Origin of the sequence: Streptomyces sp. RKAG290 (assembly GCF_023701695.1) — a bacterium.
Lineage (GTDB): Bacteria > Actinomycetota > Actinomycetes > Streptomycetales > Streptomycetaceae > Streptomyces.
The window spans coordinates 5,619,100-5,635,948 of record NZ_JAJOZC010000001.1; the positions used below are offsets into that span (position 1 = coordinate 5,619,100).

Sequence of the window (16,849 nt, forward strand, 5' to 3'; positions counted from 1 at the left end):
GTCGCACCGCCGCCGACGACAGTGCAGCCGCCGCAGCCCCCCGTGGCCGCGGCGCCGCCCACCGTCCCGTCCGGCCCGGCGCCTTCGGGTGCCGCGGCCGGGCCGAACCCCTCCCGCGTACCCCGGCAGTACAGCCCTCCACGAGCCCCGGCAGGTGACGCAGTGCCTTCCCAGGAACCACCGCGCCGCCGGGTCCCCGGCCCGGCGCGTCCCCGTAACGCGGCGGCCCGCTCCGGCCGCCCCCGGCCCGCCGCCCGCCCCGAGGCACGGCGGCGCCCCTCGTCCGCCGCTCCGCGCGGGCGGACGCCGCGCAGCCGCTCCGGCCGTCCGCTGCGGCTCGGCAGCCCGCGCCCGCGACTGCGCCTGGTCAGCCTCGCCCTGACGCTCGTCATGATCGCGTTCGTCGTCCGGCTCCTCCAGGTCCAGGCCGTCGACGCCCACGCGTACGCCGCCAAGGCCGAGAAGAACCGCTACCTCAGCTACACGGTCGCCGCCGAGCGGGGCGAGATCACCGACCGCGGCGGCATCGCGCTGGCCACCAGCGTCGACGCGTACGACATCACCGCCGACCCCAAGATGTTCACACCGGCCGACAGCAAGGCCCCGGACGCACCTCAGCAGGCGGCCGCCCTGCTCGCCCCCATCCTCGATGCCGACGCCGCCGAGCTGACGAAGAAGCTGGCGAAGCCCCGGAGCCGGTACGCCGTGCTGGCCCGCAGGCAGACCCCGCAGGTCTGGAAGCAGATCAAGGACCTCAAGTCGGTCTTCGCCGAGAAGGCCTCCAAGGACAAGGCGGCCGGCGGCCGCGGAGCCAACGTGCTGGCCGGTGTCTTCCAGGAGGCGACCACCAAGCGGGTCTACCCCAACGGCGGGCTCGCCGCCGGGATACTGGGTTACGTCAACGCCGACGGCAAGGGCGCGGGCGGTCTCGAATCGCAGCTGGACAAGGAGCTCGCGGGCCAGGACGGCACGATCAAGTACGCGCAGTCCGGCGGCCGCCGGGTGCCCACGGCGGGCACCAAGGAGGTTCCGGCCGTCGCGGGCTCCGACATCGAGCTGACCATCGACCGGGACATCCAGTGGGCGGCCCAGAAGGCCATCTCCGACCAGGTGGCGAAGTCCAAGGCGGACCGCGGCTACGTGGTCGTGCAGAACACCCGCACCGGCGAGGTGCTCGCCATGGCCAACGCCCCGGGCTTCGACCCCAACGACCTCTCGCAGGCCGACGCGGCGTCCCTGGGCAACGCGGCGCTCCAGGACGTGTACGAGCCCGGCTCCACCAGCAAGGTCATGTCCATGGCCGCGGTGCTGGAAGAGGGGGCCGCCACCCCCGGCACGCACGTCACCGTCCCCAACCGGCTGCACCGCGGCGACCGGCTCTTCAAGGACGACATCGACCACCCCACCTGGTACCTGACGCTCAACGGCGTACTCGCCAAGTCCAGCAACATCGGCACCATCCTGGCCACCGGACAGCTGGGGAAGACCCAGGCCGCGGCCAACCGGAAGCTCTACTCCTACCTGCGCAAGTTCGGCATCGGCTCACCGACCGGACTCGGCTACCCGGGTGAGACCCCCGGCATCCTCGCCAAGCCGCAGGACTGGTCGACCTCGCAGCAGTACACGATCCCGTTCGGCCAGGGCCTCTCGCTCAACGCCGTGCAGGCCGCCTCGATCTACTCCACGATCGCCAACGACGGGGTCCGGATCGCACCGACCCTCGTCCGCGGCACCAAGGGCGCCGACGGCCGCTTCGCCGCCGCGGACGCCCCCGAGCAGTCCAGGGTGGTCAGCAAGAAGACCGCCAGGTCACTCGCGAGCATGCTGGAGTCGGTGGTCGGCGACGAGGAGGGCACCGGAACGAAGGCCAAGATCCCCGGCTACCGCGTCGCGGGCAAGACCGGTACGGCCAACCGAGTCGATCCGGTGCGCGGCGGCTACCACGGCTACACCGCCTCCTTCGCCGGCTTCGCCCCGGCCGACGATCCTCAGATCACCGTCTACTGCGCCATCCAGAACCCGACCAAGGGAAGCTACTTCGGCGGCCAGATCTGCGGCCCGATCTACAAGCAGGTCATGGAATTCGCACTGAAGACGCTTCAGACCGCGCCGTCCGGCACCGAGCCGGCCAGGCTGCCGGTGTCCTTCAAACCCGGCGAGTGAACTCGGGGAGACCACCAGTGACCACCATCACCCCCGATCCCGGGAACCGGAACGGGAACCACCGCGACCCCGCCCCCTCACTTCGCGAGAGGCCGGGTGCGCCCGGTACGCTCACCGCCGTGCCCCACGCTGAACAGTCCCGAACCACCCATAAGGACGCCCCTGTGAACTACCCGGGAGCGCCCCGCCCGGATCGGCTGCGGCCGACCTCCATCGGTGAACTGGCAGCCCGGCTGGGCGTCGAACCGCCGGGCACCGGCGAAGTCACCGGCATCACCCACGACTCCCGGGCCGTGCGCCCCGGAGACGTGTACGCGGCCCTGCCGGGTGCCCGGCTCCACGGCGCCGACTTCACCGCCCAGGCGGCCGGCCTCGGCGCGGCCGCCATCCTCACCGACCCGACGGGCGCCGAGCGTGCCACCGCCACCGGACTCCCGGTGCTGGTCACCGAGGACCCACGCGGCCGGATGGGCGAACTCGCCGCCGAGATCTACGGACACCCCGGCAGGGACCTGCTGCAGATCGGCATCACCGGAACATCCGGCAAGACCACCACGGCCTACCTCATCGAGGGCGGGTTCCGCGGCGCCGGACGCAGCACCGGGCTGATCGGCACCGTGGAGATGCGGATCGGCGACGAGCGCATCAAGTCCGAGCGGACCACCCCGGAAGCCACCGACCTGCAGGCCCTGTTCGCCGTCATGCGCGAACGCGGCGTGGAAGCGGTGACCATGGAGGTCTCCAGCCACGCTCTGGTGCTCGGCCGGGTCGACGGCTGCACCTTCGACGTGGCCGTCTTCAACAACCTCAGCCCGGAGCACATGGAGTTCCACTCCGGGATGGAGGACTACTTCCAGGCCAAGGCGCGGCTGTTCACCCCGCAGCGCAGCAGGCAGGGCGTGGTCAACTTCGACGACGAGTACGGCCGCAGGCTGATCACCGAGGCCTCCGTCCCGGTCACCACCTTCTCCGCCGAGGGCCACCCGGACGCCGACTGGCGGGCCGAGGACGTCGAGGTCGGCCAGCTCGGCTCCACCTTCACCGTGGTCGGCCCCAAGGACGAGCGGGCCGCTGCGCACGCCCCGCTGCCCGGCCCCTTCAACGTGGCCAACACCCTGGCCGCGATCGTCACCCTCGCCGTCGCCGGCATCGACCCGCAGACCGCGGCCGACGGCGTCGCCGCCGTGCCCGGGGTGCCGGGCCGGCTGGAGCGGATCGACGCCGGACAGCCGTATCTCGCGCTCGTCGACTACGCGCACAAGACCGACGCCGTCGAGTCGGTGCTCCGCTCACTGCAGAAGGTCACCGAGGGCAAGCTGCACATCGTCCTGGGCTGCGGCGGTGACCGCGACACCACCAAGCGCGGCCCGATGGGCGCCGCCGCCGCGCGGCTCTCCGACACCGCCGTACTGACCTCGGACAACCCCCGCTCCGAGGACCCGCTCCGCATCCTCGCCGCCATGCTCGCGGGCGCCGCCGAAGTGCCCGTGCATGAACGCGGTGACGTCCTGGTCGAAGCCGACCGGGCCGCCGCCATCGCCGCCGCGGTCGGCCGCGCCGGACCCGGCGACACCGTACTCATCGCCGGCAAGGGCCACGAGCAGGGCCAGGACATCCACGGGGTGGTGCGCCCCTTCGACGACCGGGTGATCCTGCGCGAGGCCATCGAGCGGTCCCTGGAAAACGAGAGCGCCACCCACCGCGCCCCCACCCACGAGAACAACAGTCAGGGATGACCAAGTGATCACCCTTTCCCTCGCCGAGATCGCCGAAATCGTCGGCGGGCAGCCGCACGACATACCGGATCCGGCAGCAACCGTCAGCGGGCCGGCCGTCATCGACTCCCGGCAGGTGACGCAAGGCAGCCTGTTCGTCGCCTTCACCGGCGAACGGGTCGACGGTCACGACTACGCCCGGCGCGCCGTCGAGGCGGGCGCGGCAGTCGTACTGGCCGCACGTCCCGTCGGCGTCCCCGCCATCGTCGTCGACGACGTGGTGGCGGCGCTCGGTGCGCTCGCCCGCAACGTGGTCCGGCGCCTGGGCACCACCGTGGTCGCCCTCACCGGATCCGCCGGCAAGACCTCCACCAAGGACCTGATCGCCCAGCTCCTGGAGCGCAAGGGCCCCACCGTCTACCCGGCCGGCAACCTCAACAACGAGATCGGTCTGCCCCTCACCGCACTGCGTGCCACCGAGGAGACCCAGCACCTGGTCCTCGAAATGGGTGCCCGCTACATCGGCGACATCCGTTACCTCACCGGCCTCGTCCCGCCGCGGATCGGCCTCGTCCTCAACGTCGGAACCGCGCACATCGGCGAGTTCGGCGGCCGTGCGCAGATCGCCCAGGCCAAGGGCGAGATGGTCGAGTCCCTCCCCGCGGACGGCCTCGCCGTACTCAACGCCGACGACCCGCTCGTACGAGCCATGAGCTCCCGCACCAAGGCGCGGGTACTGCTCTTCGGCGAAGCCGCGGAAGCGGACGTACGGGGAGAGAACGTGCGCCTCACCGACGACGGCCGCCCCGCGTTCCGCCTCCACACACCCACCGGGTGCAGCGATGTGACCATGCGCCTGTACGGTGAGCACCACGTGTCGAACGCGCTCGCCGCGGCCGCCGTCGCCCATGAGTTGGGCCTGTCCGCAGACGAGATCGCCGAGGCGCTCTCCGAGGCGGGCACCCTCTCCCGCTGGCGCATGGAGGTCACCGAGCGTCCGGACGGCGTGACGTTCGTCAATGACGCCTACAACGCCAACCCCGAATCCATGAAGGCCGCGCTGCGCGCGCTGGCCGCCATGGGGAAGGGGCGTCGTACGTGGGCGGTGCTCGGCCCGATGGCCGAGCTCGGCGACGCCTCGCTCACCGAGCACGACGCGGTCGGACGGCTTGCCGTCCGGCTCAACGTCAGCAAGCTCGTCGCGGTCGGGGGCAGAGAAGCCTCCTGGCTGCAACTGGGCGCATACAACGAGGGTTCGTGGGGTGAGGAGTCGGTGCATGTGTCCGACGCGCAGGCTGCCGTCGACCTGTTGCGCAGTGAACTGCGCCCGGGAGACGTCGTGCTGGTAAAGGCGTCCCGGTCAGCCGGCCTGGAGCAGGTCGCCATGGCACTGCTGGAGAACGCGACCGAGGGCGAGGTCGCCGGCCGATGAGGCAGATCCTCTTCGCAGGGGCCATCGGGCTCTTCCTGACCCTGGTCGGTACCCCGCTGCTGATCAAGCTGCTGGCCCGCAAGGGATACGGGCAGTTCATCCGGGACGACGGCCCGCGCAGCCACGGATCGAAGAAGGGCACGCCCACGATGGGCGGCATCGCCTTCATCCTGGCGACGATCATCGCGTACATCCTGGCCAAGGTGATCACCGGCGAGGACATGCGCTTCTCCGGCGTGCTGGTCCTCTTCCTGATGTCCGGCATGGGACTCGTCGGCTTCCTCGACGACTACATCAAGATCGTCAAGCAGCGTTCGCTGGGCCTGCGCGCCAAGGCGAAGATGGCCGGTCAGCTGATCGTCGGCATCGCCTTCGCGGTGCTCTCGCTCCAGTTCGCCGACGCCCGCGGCAACACCCCCGCCTCCACCAAGCTCTCGTTCGTCGAGGACTTCGGCTGGTCGATCGGGCCGGTGCTGTTCGTGGTCTGGGCGCTCTTCATGATTCTCGCCATGTCCAACGGCGTGAACCTGACGGACGGTCTGGACGGCCTCGCCACCGGCGCGTCCGTGATGGTCTTCGGCGCGTACACCTTCATCGGGCTCTGGCAGTTCCAGGAGTCCTGCGCCAACGCGAACACCCTGACCAACCCGAGCGCCTGTTTCGTGGTACGAGATCCGCTGGACCTCGCGGTCGTGGCCTCCGCACTGATGGGTTCCTGCTTCGGCTTCCTGTGGTGGAACACCTCGCCCGCCAAGATCTTCATGGGTGACACCGGTTCGCTCGCCCTCGGCGGCGCGCTCGCGGGTCTGGCGATCTGCTCCCGCACCGAGTTCCTGATGGCGGTGCTCGGCGGCCTCTTCGTGATGATCACGATGTCCGTCGTGATCCAGGTCGGCTCGTTCAAGATGACCGGCAAGCGGGTCTTCCGGATGGCGCCGCTCCAGCACCACTTCGAACTCAAGGGGTGGTCCGAAGTCCTTGTCGTGGTCCGCTTCTGGATCATCCAGGGCATGTGCGTGATCGTCGGTCTCGGCCTCTTCTACGCAGGATGGGCAGCCAAGAAGTGAGCAACGTGGACTGGCAGGGCAAGCACGTCACGGTCGCCGGACTCGGGGTCTCCGGGATCCCGGCGGCCCGGGTGCTGCACGGCCTCGGCGCCGTCGTCACCGTGGTCAACGACGGCGACGACGAGCGCTCCCGCGCCCAGGCCGCGGAGCTCCGGGCGCAGGGCGTCTCCGTACGCCTGGGCGACGGGGACACCCTGCCCGAGTCCACCGAACTCATCGTCACCGCCCCGGGCTGGAAGCCCGACAAGCCGCTCTTCGCCGCGGCCGCCGAGGCGGGCGTCCCGGTCTGGGGCGACGTCGAACTCGCCTGGCGGCTGCGCGGGCCCGGCGCGGCCCCCTGGCTCGCGGTCACCGGCACCAACGGCAAGACCACGACGGTACGGATGCTCGCCTCGATCCTCGCCGCGGCAGGGCTGCGTACCGCCGCGGTCGGCAACATCGGGGTCTCGCTGCTGGACGCGGTCCTCGGCGAGGAGAAGTACGACGTCCTCGCCGTCGAGCTCTCCAGCTACCAGCTGCACTGGTCGCCCTCGCTGCGCGCCCACTCCGCGGCCGTCCTCAACCTGGCCCCCGACCACCTCGACTGGCACGGTTCCATGGAGGCGTACGTCGCCGACAAGGGCCGCATCTACGAGGGCAACAGCGTCGCCTGCGTCTACAACGCCGCGGACGGGGCCACCGAGGACCTGGTGCGCGCGGCGGACGTCGAGGAGGGCTGCCGGGCGATCGGCTTCACCCTCGGCACCCCCGGGCCCTCCCAGCTCGGGGTAGTCGACGGCATCCTCGTCGACCGCGCGTTCGTGACGAACCGGCAGAAGCAGGCCCAGGAGCTCGCCGAGGTCGCGGACGTGAACCCGCCCGCCCCGCACAACATCGCCAACGCCCTCGCGGCCGCGGCGCTGGCCCGTGCCTTCGGGGTGGAGCCGGCCGCCGTGCGCGACGGGCTGCGGGCCTTCCGCCCCGACCCGCACCGCATCGAGCACGTCGCGGAGGCCGGCGGGGTCACGTACATCGACGACTCCAAGGCCACCAACACCCACGCCGCCGAGGCCTCCCTGGCGTCCTACGACCCGATCGTCTGGATCGCCGGCGGGCTGGCCAAGGGTGCCGCCTTCGACGAGCTGGTCACCGGGTGCGCGAAGCGCCTGCGGGGCGTCGTCCTGATGGGCGCCGACCGGGCGCTGATCCGCGAAGCCCTCACGCGACACGCGCCCGAGGTCCCGGTGGTCGACCTCGACCGGACCGACACTGGGGCGATGTCCGAGGCGGTCCGCGAGGCGGCACGGCTCGCCCGGCCGGGAGACACCGTACTGATGGCTCCGGCCTGCGCCTCGATGGACATGTTCGTCAATTACAACAAGCGGGGCGAGGCCTTCGCGGACGCCGTCCGCGCACTCGCCGCCGAGAGCGCCTGACGGACCCGGCCTCCGCGTCGTAACGTCCCGGAACAACCCGGGTACGCACGGCTGTGCCGCGGGCGCGGGCCCCCGGCGCCGAAGCCCCGGGCACGAGCAGTGGAGGGGACAGGGACCATGCCGGCCGAAGAGAGCTCTGCCGCACGTGGCGCAGATCGCTCACGGGCGACCTCGGCGATCAGCCGGGCGCTCCGTCCACCCCTGCTCGCGGCCGGTGACGGACCCCTGCCCGCAGGCCTCGCCCTGCGCGTCGGGTCGGCCGCCGGCTCCCGGCGGCCCCCCGCGGCACGCTCCAGGACCACGGGCGGCCCCCGCACCCCCCGTGGCGGCGGTGTCCGACGGCTCTACGAGCAGGCACGGCGGGCCTGGGACCGCCCACTGACCGCCTACTACCTGATCCTGGGCGCCGGGCTGCTGATCACCGTGCTCGGCCTGGTGATGGTCTACTCCGCCTCGATGATCAAGGCCCTGGAGCTCGACAAGCCCGGCACCTACTTCTTCCGCAAGCAGTTCCTCGCCGCCGTCATCGGCGCCGGACTGATGGCGCTCGCTGCCCGGATGCCCGCCAAGCTGCACCGGGCCATGTCCTACCCCCTGCTGATGGGCGCCGTCTTCCTGATGGTGCTGGTCCAGGTGCCGGGGATAGGGATGTCGGTCAACGGCAACCGGAACTGGCTCTACCTCGGCGGCCCCTTCCAGCTCCAGCCCAGTGAGTTCGGCAAGCTCGCCCTCGTCCTGTGGGGGGCCGATCTGCTCGCCCGCAAGCAGGACAGGCGGCTGCTGACCCAGTGGAAGCACATGCTCGTGCCGCTCGTCCCGGTCGCCTTCATGCTGCTCGGGCTGATCATGCTCGGCGGTGACATGGGCACTGCGATCATTCTCACTGCGATCCTGTTCGGCCTGCTCTGGCTGGCCGGGGCACCCACCCGGCTGTTCGCCGGAGTGCTCGCCACCGCCGGACTGATCGGGTTCCTGCTGATCAAGACCAGTCCGAACCGGATGTCCAGGCTCGACTGCATGGGGGCCAGCGAACCGGGCCCGGGCGGCTCGTGCTGGCAGGCCGTGCACGGCATCTACGCTCTGGCGTCCGGCGGATGGTTCGGATCCGGGCTCGGTGCGAGTGTGGAAAAGTGGGGCCAACTACCGGAACCACACACCGACTTCATCTTCGCCATCACCGGGGAGGAACTGGGGTTGGCGGGGACGCTGTCGGTACTCGCCCTCTTCGCGGCTCTAGGCTATGCGGGTATCCGCGTGGCCGGACGCACGGAGGACCCCTTCGTGAGGTACGCAGCGGGAGGTGTGACCACCTGGATCACGGCTCAGGCCGTGATCAACATCGGTGCGGTGCTCGGCCTGCTGCCGATCGCCGGTGTCCCGCTCCCGCTGTTCTCCTACGGGGGGTCGGCCCTGCTGCCGACCATGTTCGCTGTCGGGCTGCTGATCGCGTTCGCGCGAGAGGATCCCGCCGCGAAGGCGGCCCTGGCCATGCGGAGGCCCGGGGTGAGATGGAAGACGATGAGACGGCGCATCAAGAAGCGTCCGTCCGGAGAGCGGTGAATTTCGGTGCATGTCGTACTCGCCGGCGGGGGGACCGCCGGCCACATCGAGCCCGCGCTCGCCCTCGCGGACGCCCTGCGCAGGCAGGACCCGAGCGTGGGAATCACCGCTCTGGGCACGGAGCGCGGACTCGAGACAAGACTCGTACCCGAGCGGGGGTACGAACTCGCCCTGATCCCGGCCGTGCCGCTGCCACGCAAGCCCACCCCCGAACTCATCACCGTCCCGGGAAGGCTGCGGGGCACCATCAAGGCCGCCGAGCAGATCCTGGAACGCACCAAGGCGGACTGCGTGGTCGGCTTCGGCGGCTACGTGGCGCTGCCCGGCTACCTCGCCGCCAAGCGCGCCGGGGTGCCGATCGTGGTGCACGAGGCCAACGCCCGGCCGGGCCTGGCCAACAAGATCGGTTCGCGGTACGCCCACGGGGTCGCCGTCTCCACCCCCGACAGCAAGCTGCGCGGGGCCCGCTACATCGGCATCCCGCTGCGCCGCACCATCGCCACCCTGGACCGGGCCCGGGTCCGCCCCGAGGCGCGTGCCGCCTTCGGGCTCGACCCCAACCTGCCGACGCTGCTCGTCTCCGGCGGGTCGCAGGGCGCCCGTCATCTCAACGAGGTGGTCCAGCGGGTCGCCCCGCTGCTGCAGCGCTCCGGTATCCAGATCCTGCACGTGGTCGGTCCGAAGAACGAAATGCCGCGCGTGGACAACATGCCCGGGATGCCGCCCTACATCCCGGTACCGTACGTGGACCGGATGGATCTCGCGTACGCCGCGGCCGACATGATGCTCTGCCGCGCGGGTGCGATGACCGTCGCCGAACTCTCCGCCGTCGGGCTTCCCGCCGCCTACGTCCCGCTGCCGATCGGCAACGGCGAACAGCGGCTCAACGCCCAGCCGGTGGTCAACGCCGGCGGTGGTCTGCTGGTGGACGACGCGGCACTCACTCCCGAGTGGGTCCAGGGCAACGTCCTTCCGGTGCTGGCGGATCCGCACCGACTGTACGAAATGTCCCGAGCTGCCGCGGAGTTCGGCCGCCGGGACGCCGACGACCTGCTGGTCGGCATGGTGTACGAGGCGATTGCCGCACGCCGAGGCGCGTGAGGCCGACGGGTCCGGGGGCGGCGCCCCCGGACCCGGCATAAGGAGCGAGCGTGGCCGGACCGACGACCGCCCAGCGCGGTGCAGGGCAGCAGGAGGACACCCCGGACCGCCCGCCGCGCCCGGGGCCCGTGGGGCGCCGGATGTCGCGGCGCAGGCTGCTGACCGTGATCGTCGCGGCCGTGCTGCTGCTCGGCTCCGGCGCACTCTGGGCGCTCTACGGCTCGTCCTGGCTCCGCACCGAGAAGGTCCGGATCACCGGCGTCGACGTCCTGGCACCGGACGAGGTGGAGGCCGCCGCGGCGGTCCCCATGGGTGCACCGCTGATTTCCGTGGACACGGACGCCATCGCTGCCAGGTTGCGCCAGAAGTTGCCTCGTATCGACTCGGTGGATGTCGTACGGTCATGGCCGCACGACATCGGACTTAAGGTGACCGAACGAAAGCCGGTCCTGTTGGTGAAAAAGGGCGCAAAGTTCGTTGAAGTGGACGCCAAGGGCGTGCGCTTCGCCACGGTGGACAAGGCGCCCGGACGTGTCCCGCTGCTGGAAGTGACATCCGGTCAGTCGGCGAGTCTGCGCCGTTTCGGCAGTGACCGGCTGGTAAGGGAAGCGGTCCGGGTCGCGGGTGATCTGCCGGCCGGCGTCGCCAGGGACACCCAGGTCGTGCGGGTCACCTCGTACGATTCGGTCTCCCTGGAGCTCACCGGAGGCCGCAGGGTGACCTGGGGGAGTGGTGAAGCGGGTGCGGCGAAGGCGAAAGTCCTCACCGCACTCATGAAAGCCGCTCCCAAAGCGGGACACTTCGACGTGAGTGCACCCACCGCTCCTGCGGTGTCGGGTAGTTGACGCACATTTGGCCTGGCCAGCACCCTGGTTGGTCAGCGCTACGGGTGATCACATAGGGTGAAAAGAAAAACGGGAGGTTCGGCGTGTTCGTTGAACGTGCGCCACTTGTCGACTTAGTGTCCTGTTCGGAAGAGTCCATGAAGCAGACACACTGGTAACCCTAAACTTCAACGTTAGGGTTTGGGTCGGCGTTCGGACCGTCCCAATCGGCATCCGTCGTCGCGGCGGGACTACCGCCAAGCGACGACACGTAACTCGAGGCGAGAGGCCTTCGACGTGGCAGCACCGCAGAACTACCTCGCAGTCATCAAGGTCATCGGTGTCGGCGGCGGTGGTGTCAATGCCATCAACCGAATGATCGAGGTCGGTCTCAAGGGCGTCGAGTTCATCGCGATCAACACTGATGCGCAAGCCCTGTTGATGAGCGACGCCGACGTCAAGCTCGACGTCGGCCGTGAACTCACCCGTGGCCTCGGCGCCGGGGCGAACCCGGCCGTCGGTCGTAAGGCGGCAGAGGACCACCGTGAAGAGATCGAGGAGGTCCTCAAGGGGGCCGACATGGTCTTCGTCACCGCAGGCGAGGGTGGTGGCACCGGAACCGGTGGCGCACCCGTCGTCGCCAACATCGCCCGCTCGCTGGGCGCCCTGACGATCGGTGTGGTCACCCGCCCGTTCACGTTCGAGGGCAGGCGTCGCGCGAACCAGGCGGAGGACGGCATCGCCGAACTCCGCGAAGAGGTCGACACCCTCATCGTCATTCCCAACGACCGACTGCTGTCCATCTCGGACCGCCAGGTCAGCGTGCTCGACGCGTTCAAGTCGGCCGACCAGGTGCTGCTCTCGGGTGTCCAGGGCATCACCGACCTCATCACCACCCCGGGTCTGATCAACCTCGACTTCGCCGACGTCAAGTCGGTCATGTCCGAGGCCGGATCGGCGCTCATGGGCATCGGCTCGGCCCGCGGCGACGACCGCGCGGTGGCCGCTGCGGAGATGGCGATTTCCTCGCCCCTCCTGGAGGCGTCCATCGACGGCGCCCGCGGTGTCCTGCTCTCCATCTCCGGCGGCAGCGACCTCGGTCTCTTCGAGATCAACGAGGCCGCCCAGCTGGTGAGCGAGGCGGCGCACCCCGAGGCCAACATCATCTTCGGTGCGGTCATCGACGACGCACTGGGTGACGAGGTGCGGGTCACCGTGATCGCAGCGGGCTTCGACGGCGGACAGCCGCCGGCCCGTCGCGAGAACGTTCTGGGTGCGAACTCCACCAAGCGCGAGGAGTCGGCCCCGCCGGCCCGGACCGCGGAGCCCGTGCGCCAGACGAGCGGACTGGGCTCCGTGCCCCCGCGCGAGGAGACCCCGGTCCAGAGCGAGCCGGTGCCGGTGGCCAACGAGAGCCACCTGCCGCCGGTCTCTCCGCCGCACGTCCCGCCGGCCCGTCCCTACCAGGACTCCCAGGCCGAAGAGCTGGATGTTCCGGACTTCTTGAAGTGATAGGTCCGCACCACGCAGTGAGTTCAACGGAATCAGTTTCCTCAGCGGGCGGCGCCCACTTCTCCTTCACCGACAGGTGGGGAGGGGTGAGCGCCGTTCCGTACGCGGAGCTCAACCTCGGCGGCGCGGTCGGTGACGACCCCGCCGCCGTTCGCGCCAACCGCGAGCGCGCCGCCCGCAGCCGTGGCCTGGATCCGGCGCAGGTCGTCTGGATGAACCAGGTCCACGGCCGGGAGGTCGCCGTGGTCGACGGTCCCTGGGGCGCAGGCCGGGAGATTCCCGCCGTGGACGCGGTGGTGACCGCGCGGCGCGGACTCCCGCTCGCCGTCCTCACCGCCGACTGCACCCCCGTACTGCTCGCCGACCCGGTCGCCGGAATCGTCGCGGCAGCACATGCGGGCCGTCCCGGTCTGGTCGCCGGAGTCGTGCCCGCCGCGGTCGGCGCCATGGTCGAACTGGGGGCGGATCCCGCTCGGATCACCGCCCGCACCGGGCCGGCCGTCTGCGGCCGGTGCTACGAGGTCCCGGCCGTAATGCGGGACGAGGTCGCCGCGAGCGTCCCGGCATCGTGGTCCGAGACCAGCTGGGGGACACCGGCCGTCGATGTCACCGCCGGAGTCCACGCCCAGCTCGAAGCCCTCGGAGTCACCGACCGGCACACCTCGCCCTTCTGCACCCTCGAATCGGGCGACCACTTCTCGTACCGACGCGACCGCACCACCGGGCGGCTCGCCGGATATGTCTGGTTGGACTGATAGGGCATGACGGACCGTAAGGCAGAACTCGCCGCAAATCTGGCACAGGTGGAGGAACGCATTGCTTCCGCCTGCGCCGCCGCCGGTCGCAAGCGGGAAGAAGTGACCCTCATCGTGGTCACCAAGACCTACCCCGCAAGCGACGTGCGGTACCTCCATGAACTCGGTGTGCGCCAAGTGGCGGAGAACCGGGACCAGGACGCGGCCCCCAAGGCCGCCGCATGTGCGGATCTGTCCCTCACATGGCACTTTGTCGGCCAATTGCAGACGAACAAGGTGCGCTCTGTGGTGAGTTATGCCGATGTCGTTCAGTCGGTGGACCGCACCAAGCTGGTGACGGCGCTCTCGACGGCGGCCGGCCGCGACGGGCGGGAAACCGGCTGCCTCATCCAGGTCGCACTCGACGCGGAGAGCGGCGAGCGGGGGGAGCGGGGCGGCGTCGCACCGGACGGGGTCGAGGAGTTGGCCGCCGCGGTCGAGTCCGCCCCCGGGTTGCGGCTGCGCGGTCTGATGACCGTCGCGCCGCTCGCGGGGCCGTTCGCCGGAAGGCAACGGGCGGCATTCGACCGGCTGATGGAAATCTCATCCCGGCTGCGCGGGAACCATCCGGCTGCGAACATGGTCTCTGCAGGGATGAGTGCGGATCTCGAGGACGCGGTTGCGGCCGGAGCGACACATGTGCGCGTCGGTACTGCGGTACTCGGAGTCCGACCCGGGCTCGGGTAACGTCGCCAAGCAAGTCGGACCACAGCAGAAAATATGGTCATTACCGCCTATGGCGGGTAGGCCACAGTGGATCGCGGGCACTTGGTGACAGATGCCGATCCACCACAGAGCGGAGGACTCAGAGCATGGCCGGCGCGATGCGCAAGATGGCGGTCTACCTCGGCCTCGTGGAGGACGATGGGTACGACGGTCCGGGGTTCGACCCCGACGACGAATTCGAACCCGAGCCGGAGCCCGAGCGGGACCGGCGCCGGCACCAGCCCGCGCATCAGGTGGAGCGGGAAAGGGACGAACCGGTACGAGTGGTGCAGCCTCCGGCGCAGCGGGAGCCGGTTCAGATCCCGGCGGAGAGAGAACGACCCGCCCGAATCGCCCCCGTGGCATCCATCACACCTGAACGCTCGAACATGGAGAAGAACTCACCGGTGATCATGCCCAAGGTCGTGTCCGAGCGGGAGCCCTACCGCATCACCACGCTGCACCCCAGGACCTACAACGAGGCCCGTACCATCGGGGAACACTTCCGTGAGGGCACTCCGGTGATCATGAACCTCACGGAGATGGACGATACGGATGCGAAGCGACTTGTCGACTTTGCCGCGGGACTCGTCTTCGGTCTCCATGGCAGCATTGAGCGAGTGACGCAGAAGGTGTTCCTGTTGTCGCCTGCTAACGTCGATGTCACGGCGGAGGACAAGGCCCGCATCGCAGAGGGCGGATTCTTCAACCAGAGCTGAGAACACGACACCGGGAACAACCCGGCCGAGAGGCCGGAGCTACGAGAGCCAGGGGAGAGGGAAGCGCGAGGATGGGCGTCGCACAAAGTGTTGTCTATATCGCGTTGATGTGTTTCCTCATCGTGCTGATCTTCCGGCTGGTCATGGACTACGTCTTCCAGTTCGCACGTTCATGGCAGCCGGGCAAGCCGATGGTGGTCGTTCTTGAGGCCACTTACACGGTCACCGATCCACCGCTCAAGCTCCTGCGGCGGTTCATTCCGCCGCTGCGTCTCGGGGGCGTGGCACTCGACCTGTCCTTCTTCGTTCTGATGATCATCGTTTCCATCCTGATCAGCATCGTGACCAGGTTGTGAGCGATACGGTCTTGCCGACTGCCGACGACTACGTAGAGGTGAAGAAGAGATGCCGCTGACCCCCGAGGACGTGCGGAACAAGCAGTTCACGACGGTCCGCCTCCGAGAAGGCTATGACGAGGACGAGGTTGATGCCTTCCTCGACGAGGTCGAATCGGAGCTGACACGCCTGCTCCGTGAGAACGAGGACCTGCGCGCCAAGCTGGCCGCCGCCACGCGCGCCGCCGCGCAGAACCAGCAGCAGCAGGGCATGCGAAAGCCGCCCGAGCAGCAGGATCGTCCCGGTGCGCCCGTGCCCGCCGCCATATCAGGTCCGCCGGTCCAGCAGCAGCAGCCCCCGCAGATGGGTCCGCCCCAGCTGCCCGGTGGTGCTCCGCAGCTGCCCGCCGGTCCCAGTGGCCACGGCCCCCAGGGCCAGCACGGCCCCGGTCCGCAGGGCCAGCACGGCCCCGGCCCGATGCAGGGCGGCCCCATGGGTGGCCCGATGGGCGGCCCCATGGGCGGTCACAACCAGCAGCAGCAGATGCAGCAGATGCAGCAGCCGCCGCAGATGCAGCAGCAGCAGGGTCCCGGTGGCGACAGCGCCGCCCGTGTCCTCTCCCTGGCGCAGCAGACCGCCGACCAGGCGATCGCGGAGGCCCGTTCCGAGGCCAACAAGATCGTCGGCGAGGCCCGCAGCCGTGCCGAGGGCCTGGAGCGCGACGCGCGTGCCAAGGCGGACGCGCTGGAGCGGGACGCGCAGGAGAAGCACCGCGTGGCGATGGGCTCGCTCGAGTCGGCCCGCGCGACGCTGGAGCGCAAGGTCGAGGACCTGCGTGGCTTCGAGCGCGAGTACCGGACCCGTCTGAAGTCCTACCTGGAGAGCCAGCTGCGTCAGCTGGAGACCCAGGCCGACGACTCCCTCGCCCCGCCGCGGACCCCCGCGGCCGCTTCGCTGCCGCCGTCGCCCTCGCTGGCTCCGGCCGGTGCGGGTGCCATGGGTCACACCATGGGCGGCAACCACGGCGGTCACGGCAACCAGCAGATGGGCGGCAACCCGTCCATGGGTGGTGGCCCCTCGTACGGTGGCCAGCAGCAGATGTCGCCGGCGATGACGCAGCCGATGGCGCCGGTGCGGCCGCAGGCGCCGCAGCCGATGCAGCAGGCGCCTTCGCCGATGCGTGGGTTCCTGATCGACGAGGACGACAACTGAGCGGTTCGCGCTCGCTGAGCGCGTAGCCGTCGGCAGGCAAAGGGCCGGGCCCCGGGGTTTTCCCGGGGCCCGGCCCTTTGCCGTGGCACGGCGGCTGGCCCACGTGTGTGCGGCCGCGGCGCGGGGCTGTTCCCCTACCCGCCCCTTCCCGTAACCGGGGGCTCCGCCCCGGACCCCCGCGCCTCAAACGCCGGCGGGGCTGGGAGGGGGGCTTGGAGTGGGGCTCCGCCCTTGGGCCTCCGCGCCTCAAGCGCCGGCGGGGCTGGGAGGGGGGCTGGAAAGCGGGGCTGGGAG

Annotated in this window: 14 protein-coding genes; all 14 read left to right on the top strand. The window is 70.2% G+C overall.

Annotated elements, in window-relative coordinates:
- Positions 1-162 precede the first annotated feature (162 nt).
- On the top strand, positions 163-2,163 hold the full coding sequence (locus LNW71_RS24765) for a penicillin-binding protein 2 (RefSeq protein ID WP_250972129.1): 2,001 nt from the start codon (positions 163-165) through the stop codon (positions 2,161-2,163).
- Between the two features lie 17 nt (positions 2,164-2,180).
- Positions 2,181-3,899: a UDP-N-acetylmuramoyl-L-alanyl-D-glutamate--2,6-diaminopimelate ligase gene (locus tag LNW71_RS24770; RefSeq protein ID WP_250970250.1), complete on the top strand. Its 1,719-nt coding sequence runs from the start codon at positions 2,181-2,183 to the stop codon at positions 3,897-3,899.
- A 4-nt stretch (positions 3,900-3,903) separates the two neighbouring features.
- Positions 3,904-5,310: a UDP-N-acetylmuramoyl-tripeptide--D-alanyl-D-alanine ligase gene (murF, locus tag LNW71_RS24775; protein ID WP_250970251.1), complete on the top strand. Its 1,407-nt coding sequence runs from the start codon at positions 3,904-3,906 to the stop codon at positions 5,308-5,310.
- Positions 5,307-6,377 carry a phospho-N-acetylmuramoyl-pentapeptide-transferase gene (gene mraY, locus LNW71_RS24780; protein ID WP_250970252.1) on the top strand — a complete coding sequence of 357 codons (1,071 nt, stop codon included), beginning with the start codon at positions 5,307-5,309 and terminating at the stop codon, positions 6,375-6,377. The genes murF and mraY overlap by 4 nt, the downstream gene beginning before the upstream one ends.
- Entirely contained in the window at positions 6,359-7,792 is a 1,434-nt protein-coding gene (gene murD, locus LNW71_RS24785; RefSeq protein ID WP_250970253.1) for a UDP-N-acetylmuramoyl-L-alanine--D-glutamate ligase, read from the top strand. Before mraY ends, murD begins: the two co-directional genes overlap by 19 nt.
- 117 nt (positions 7,793-7,909) lie before the next feature.
- Complete coding sequence (gene ftsW / locus LNW71_RS24790; protein ID WP_250970254.1) at positions 7,910-9,352, top strand: putative lipid II flippase FtsW; 1,443 nt, start codon at positions 7,910-7,912, stop codon at positions 9,350-9,352.
- A 6-nt stretch (positions 9,353-9,358) separates the two neighbouring features.
- Positions 9,359-10,453 (top strand): undecaprenyldiphospho-muramoylpentapeptide beta-N-acetylglucosaminyltransferase, encoded by a 1,095-nt coding sequence (gene murG / locus LNW71_RS24795; RefSeq protein ID WP_250970255.1) that lies wholly within the window; start codon positions 9,359-9,361, stop codon positions 10,451-10,453.
- 50 nt (positions 10,454-10,503) lie between these two features.
- Entirely contained in the window at positions 10,504-11,298 is a 795-nt protein-coding gene (locus tag LNW71_RS24800; RefSeq protein WP_250970256.1) for an FtsQ-type POTRA domain-containing protein, read from the top strand.
- Positions 11,299-11,574: 276 nt separating this feature from the next.
- Entirely contained in the window at positions 11,575-12,789 is a 1,215-nt protein-coding gene (gene ftsZ / locus LNW71_RS24805; RefSeq protein ID WP_250970257.1) for a cell division protein FtsZ, read from the top strand.
- Complete coding sequence (gene pgeF, locus LNW71_RS24810; protein WP_374119445.1) at positions 12,786-13,544, top strand: peptidoglycan editing factor PgeF; 759 nt, start codon at positions 12,786-12,788, stop codon at positions 13,542-13,544. The genes ftsZ and pgeF overlap by 4 nt, the downstream gene beginning before the upstream one ends.
- A gap of 6 nt (positions 13,545-13,550) precedes the next feature.
- On the top strand, positions 13,551-14,270 hold the full coding sequence (locus LNW71_RS24815) for a YggS family pyridoxal phosphate-dependent enzyme (protein ID WP_250970259.1): 720 nt from the start codon (positions 13,551-13,553) through the stop codon (positions 14,268-14,270).
- A 125-nt stretch (positions 14,271-14,395) separates the two neighbouring features.
- A complete protein-coding gene (locus LNW71_RS24820) occupies positions 14,396-15,007 on the top strand; it encodes a cell division protein SepF (RefSeq protein WP_250970260.1) in 612 nt (203 codons plus the stop codon).
- A gap of 71 nt (positions 15,008-15,078) precedes the next feature.
- Positions 15,079-15,363, top strand: coding sequence for a YggT family protein (locus tag LNW71_RS24825; protein ID WP_136328318.1), 285 nt, complete (start codon positions 15,079-15,081; stop codon positions 15,361-15,363).
- Between the two features lie 49 nt (positions 15,364-15,412).
- Positions 15,413-16,555 carry a DivIVA domain-containing protein gene (locus tag LNW71_RS24830; protein ID WP_250970261.1) on the top strand — a complete coding sequence of 381 codons (1,143 nt, stop codon included), beginning with the start codon at positions 15,413-15,415 and terminating at the stop codon, positions 16,553-16,555.
- Positions 16,556-16,849 lie beyond the last annotated feature (294 nt).

Coding starts and splice junctions, on each gene's coding strand:
- LNW71_RS24830 (WP_250970261.1), top strand. CDS start 15,413: ATGCCGCTGACCCCCGAGGACGTGCGGAACAAGCAGTTCACGACGGTC.
- LNW71_RS24825 (WP_136328318.1), top strand. CDS start 15,079: ATGGGCGTCGCACAAAGTGTTGTCTATATCGCGTTGATGTGTTTCCTC.
- ftsW (WP_250970254.1), top strand. CDS start 7,910: ATGCCGGCCGAAGAGAGCTCTGCCGCACGTGGCGCAGATCGCTCACGG.
- LNW71_RS24815 (WP_250970259.1), top strand. CDS start 13,551: ATGACGGACCGTAAGGCAGAACTCGCCGCAAATCTGGCACAGGTGGAG.
- LNW71_RS24820 (WP_250970260.1), top strand. CDS start 14,396: ATGGCCGGCGCGATGCGCAAGATGGCGGTCTACCTCGGCCTCGTGGAG.
- mraY (WP_250970252.1), top strand. CDS start 5,307: ATGAGGCAGATCCTCTTCGCAGGGGCCATCGGGCTCTTCCTGACCCTG.
- murD (WP_250970253.1), top strand. CDS start 6,359: ATGGGCAGCCAAGAAGTGAGCAACGTGGACTGGCAGGGCAAGCACGTC.